The 3,340-nt window shown below is 42.9% G+C and carries 2 protein-coding genes; one reads left to right on the plus strand and one right to left on the minus strand.

What is annotated here, in order from left to right; genetic code table 11:
• Positions 1–864: 864 nt before the first annotated feature.
• Positions 865–990 carry a hypothetical protein gene (locus F6K49_RS38010; RefSeq protein WP_293020165.1) on the minus strand — a complete coding sequence of 42 codons (126 nt, stop codon included), beginning with the start codon at positions 988–990 and terminating at the stop codon, positions 865–867.
• Between the two features lie 183 nt (positions 991–1,173).
• Here F6K49_RS38010 and F6K49_RS38015 point away from each other — a divergent pair, with 183 nt between their 5' ends.
• Entirely contained in the window at positions 1,174–3,228 is a 2,055-nt protein-coding gene (locus tag F6K49_RS38015; RefSeq protein WP_293105418.1) for a filamentous hemagglutinin N-terminal domain-containing protein, read from the plus strand.
• The last annotated feature ends 112 nt before the right edge of the window (positions 3,229–3,340 follow it).

The following is a 3,340-nucleotide window of genomic DNA, read 5'->3' on the forward strand; positions in this document are numbered from 1 at the left end:
AACTCCTCAGTTTGATAACTGATACAATTGTTTCAACTGTAACTCCCAAACCAACTACGAACAAAGGATCTTTTCCACATCTGCTCATCCTTTTGTAAACAAATATTAATTTCGCCAGCCGTATCTTATTAAGGGGGATTTAGGGGGATCTAAACCAGGAATTAACAAAACTGACATGCTCCCGGGAACAGGGAACAGGGAAAAAATCCTGTGTACCTCACCGAATTAAAAAACGCTGTAATATGAGCTCAAAATGATATAAGTCTGAATAAAATCGCAAAACTGATACAAAAACTGAGATAAATAGTCTTGATTACTATGCTATAACCACCCCTAAGCTTGTTGAGTATCTCTATTTATTGGTCAATCTGAAAGTAACTTAAACTTAATCTGAATACAGCCTTAAATTAATCTAATAAAAATCAAACAAATCAGCTTAATAAAAACACTTGATTCAAAAACTGATGCAAAAAATGAGACAGTATTCCTGGCTCTGCTCATTACTCTAAAACTAGACAGGTAAAGAGGACAGGGTAATGTGGCATAAAATCATCGTTTGGCTTATAACTGAAATTATTTTAAACTTGGTAGGAATTGATGACCTAGCGGACTATAGCGAATTCATCTTTGAGAAACAATTCATTAACCTCAACAGCTCTCAGCTGTCAGCCGTCAGCTCAATGCTTACGTTTGGGAGAATCATTTCCCCTAGCATCAGGGATGTCGGTAAGTGTGAATATTAAGGATATAAAGCATCGAGTGATTACTATCTTTACTGGCTTTTTAAATAATAAGTTTGATAGTTTAAAGGGGACTAAATAGAGGTAATTTAGAATTTAGAATTTAGAATTAAGAATTTAGAATTTAGAATCGGGAATCGGGAATCGGGAATCGGGAATCGGGAATCGGGAATCGGGAATCGGGAACAAGTAATCCAAAATAGGTAATCCAGAACAGGTAATCCAGAACAGTAATAATAGTTGACTGCATCGCTACTCCCTACTCCCTACTCCCTACTCCCTATTCCCTGTTCCCTGTTCCCTATTCCCTGTTCCCTTTGCTATATTTTTATGAAGTTCAAGTAAAGTCTTTTCAAGAATTGTTACATCAATAAAGCTTAATTCATAGTTTATGAAATAATCCGAGAAATCGGGAGCATCTTTATTGATTAACATGAAACCTCGGATTGACCAACTTGTCGCAGCAAGTCCTTTTGTTCTTTGTTCTCTACTGGGTGCAACTACGGCATTAGGGCAAATAACCCCAGATAATACCCTCGGTAAGGTCAGTTCTGTAGTAACACCCAATGTGACTATTAATGGTGCCCTGGCAGATTTGATAGAAGGTGGAGCGATTAGAGACAGTAATCTCTTCCACAGCTTTTCGGATTTCAATGTGGCCGAGTTTGGGCGAGTTTATTTTGCGAATCCAGCAGGAGTTGCCAACATCCTGAGTCGGGTAACTGGAACAAATGTTTCTAATATTTTGGGGACTCTGGGAGTATTGGGAAATGCTAATTTATTTTTGATAAATCCCAATGGTATTGTATTCGGGTCCAATAGCAGACTCGATCTGGGAGGCTCATTTTTTGGGAGTACTGCTGATAGTATATTGTTTGACGATGGCACAGTATTCAGCGCAAAAAATCCCAATGATAAACCGTTATTAACTATTAATATTCCATCTGGGTTGCAATATGGCTCAAATCCCGGAAGTATTACTAATCAGTCTAGTCTGTTTTTGGTACCAAATGGTCAAACCTTAGGGCTGATTGGTGGTGAGGTTACTATTCCTGGTGGTTTGATAGCTGCATTGGATGGACGGATTGAGCTGGGGAGTGTGGGTAATGGTGTGGTGAACTTGACCCCAACCGATACTAGTTTTGTGTTGGATTATTCAGCAGTTCCAGCGTTTCAGGATATTAGTTTGTCTGACGGTGCTTTTGTTATTACCAGTGGCGAAAGTGGTGGCAGTATCCAGGTGCAGGGAGCTAATGTGAGTTTACGCGATCGCTCTTTTGTGTTTGCGAATACCGAAGGTAGTGGCAGTGGCGGTGGCATAGTTGTTGATGCTTCTCAGTTGAGTCTTGAGGATGGTTCTATTATAGGTGCTAATGTATCCGGCTCAGGACAGGGGGGAGATTTGACAGTGGATGCCACTGAATCTGTGCGAGTGGTTGGTGCGTCTGATGGTACTCGCAGCCTCTTGGGAGCCCTAGTTCTTCCAGGAGCAACAGGAAAAGCGGGAGATGTGAGTATTACCACTGGGCAGTTAATGGTCTCTGATGGAGCACAAGTTTCAGCTAGCACTTTTGGTGAAGGGGACAGCGGAAATTTGACAGTGGATGCGGACTCTACTGTTCAAGTGATTGGTACTTCAGCTAATGGTCAGTTGCCCAGCGGCTTGTTTGCTCTAAGTTCTGGGATAGGAAAAGCGGGAGATGTCAGTATTACCACTGGGGAGTTAATCGTCTCTGATGGAGCATTTGTTTCAGTTAGCACTTTGGGTGAAAGGGACGGCGGAAATTTGACTGTGGATGCCTCTTCTAAGGTTCAAGTGATTGGTACCTCAGCCGATGGTAGGATTCCCAGCGGCTTGTTTGCTCTAACTTCTGGGATAGGAAAAGGGGGAAATGTCAGTATTACCACTGGGGAGTTAATCGTCTCTGATGGAGCAGTTTTTGATGCTAGCACAAGGGGTGAAGGGGACGGCGGAAATTTGACTGTGGATGCCTCTTCCAAGGTTCAAGTGATGGGTACCTCAGCCGATGGTCGGTCTCGCAGCGGCTTGCTTGCTCTAACTTCTGGGATAGGAAAAGGGGGAGATGTCAGTATTACCACTGGGGAGTTAATCGTCTCTGATGGAGCAGTTGTTAATGCTAGCACTATTGGTCAAGGGGACGCCGGAAATGTGACAGTGGATGCCTCTGAATCTTTTCAACTGATTGGTACCTCAGCAGATGGTGGGTTTACCAGCCGCTTGTTTACTCAAACTGAAGGGATAGGAAAAGCAGGAAATGTGAGTATTGCCACTGGGCAGTTAATGGTATCTGATGGAGCAGCGGTTTCAGCTAGTACTTTTGGTGAAGGGGACGGGGGAGATTTGACTGTGAATGCCGACTCTACGGTTCAAGTGATTGGTACCTCAGCCGATGGTCGGATTGGCAGCAGCTTGCGTACTCAAACTCAAGGGACAGGAAATGCGGGAGAGTTAAGAGCTGATTTGTAAAGAAAATCTAAAGAGAACTCAATGACGGGCTGAGTAGCCTGTAATCTATATGACAAAACGAGTTGAAGCACTGTGTTCATGAGTCGTTTGCCTGAGATCGCCAATCCCCATC

The sequence above is a fragment of the Moorena sp. SIO3I6 genome (assembly GCF_010672095.1).

Bases quoted from the DNA above. Each gene is read 5' to 3' on its own strand.
- F6K49_RS38010 (WP_293020165.1), bottom strand. From the start codon at position 990: ATGCAGTCAACTATTATTACTGTTCTGGATTACCTGTTCTGGATTACC.
- F6K49_RS38015 (WP_293105418.1), top strand. From the start codon at position 1,174: ATGAAACCTCGGATTGACCAACTTGTCGCAGCAAGTCCTTTTGTTCTT.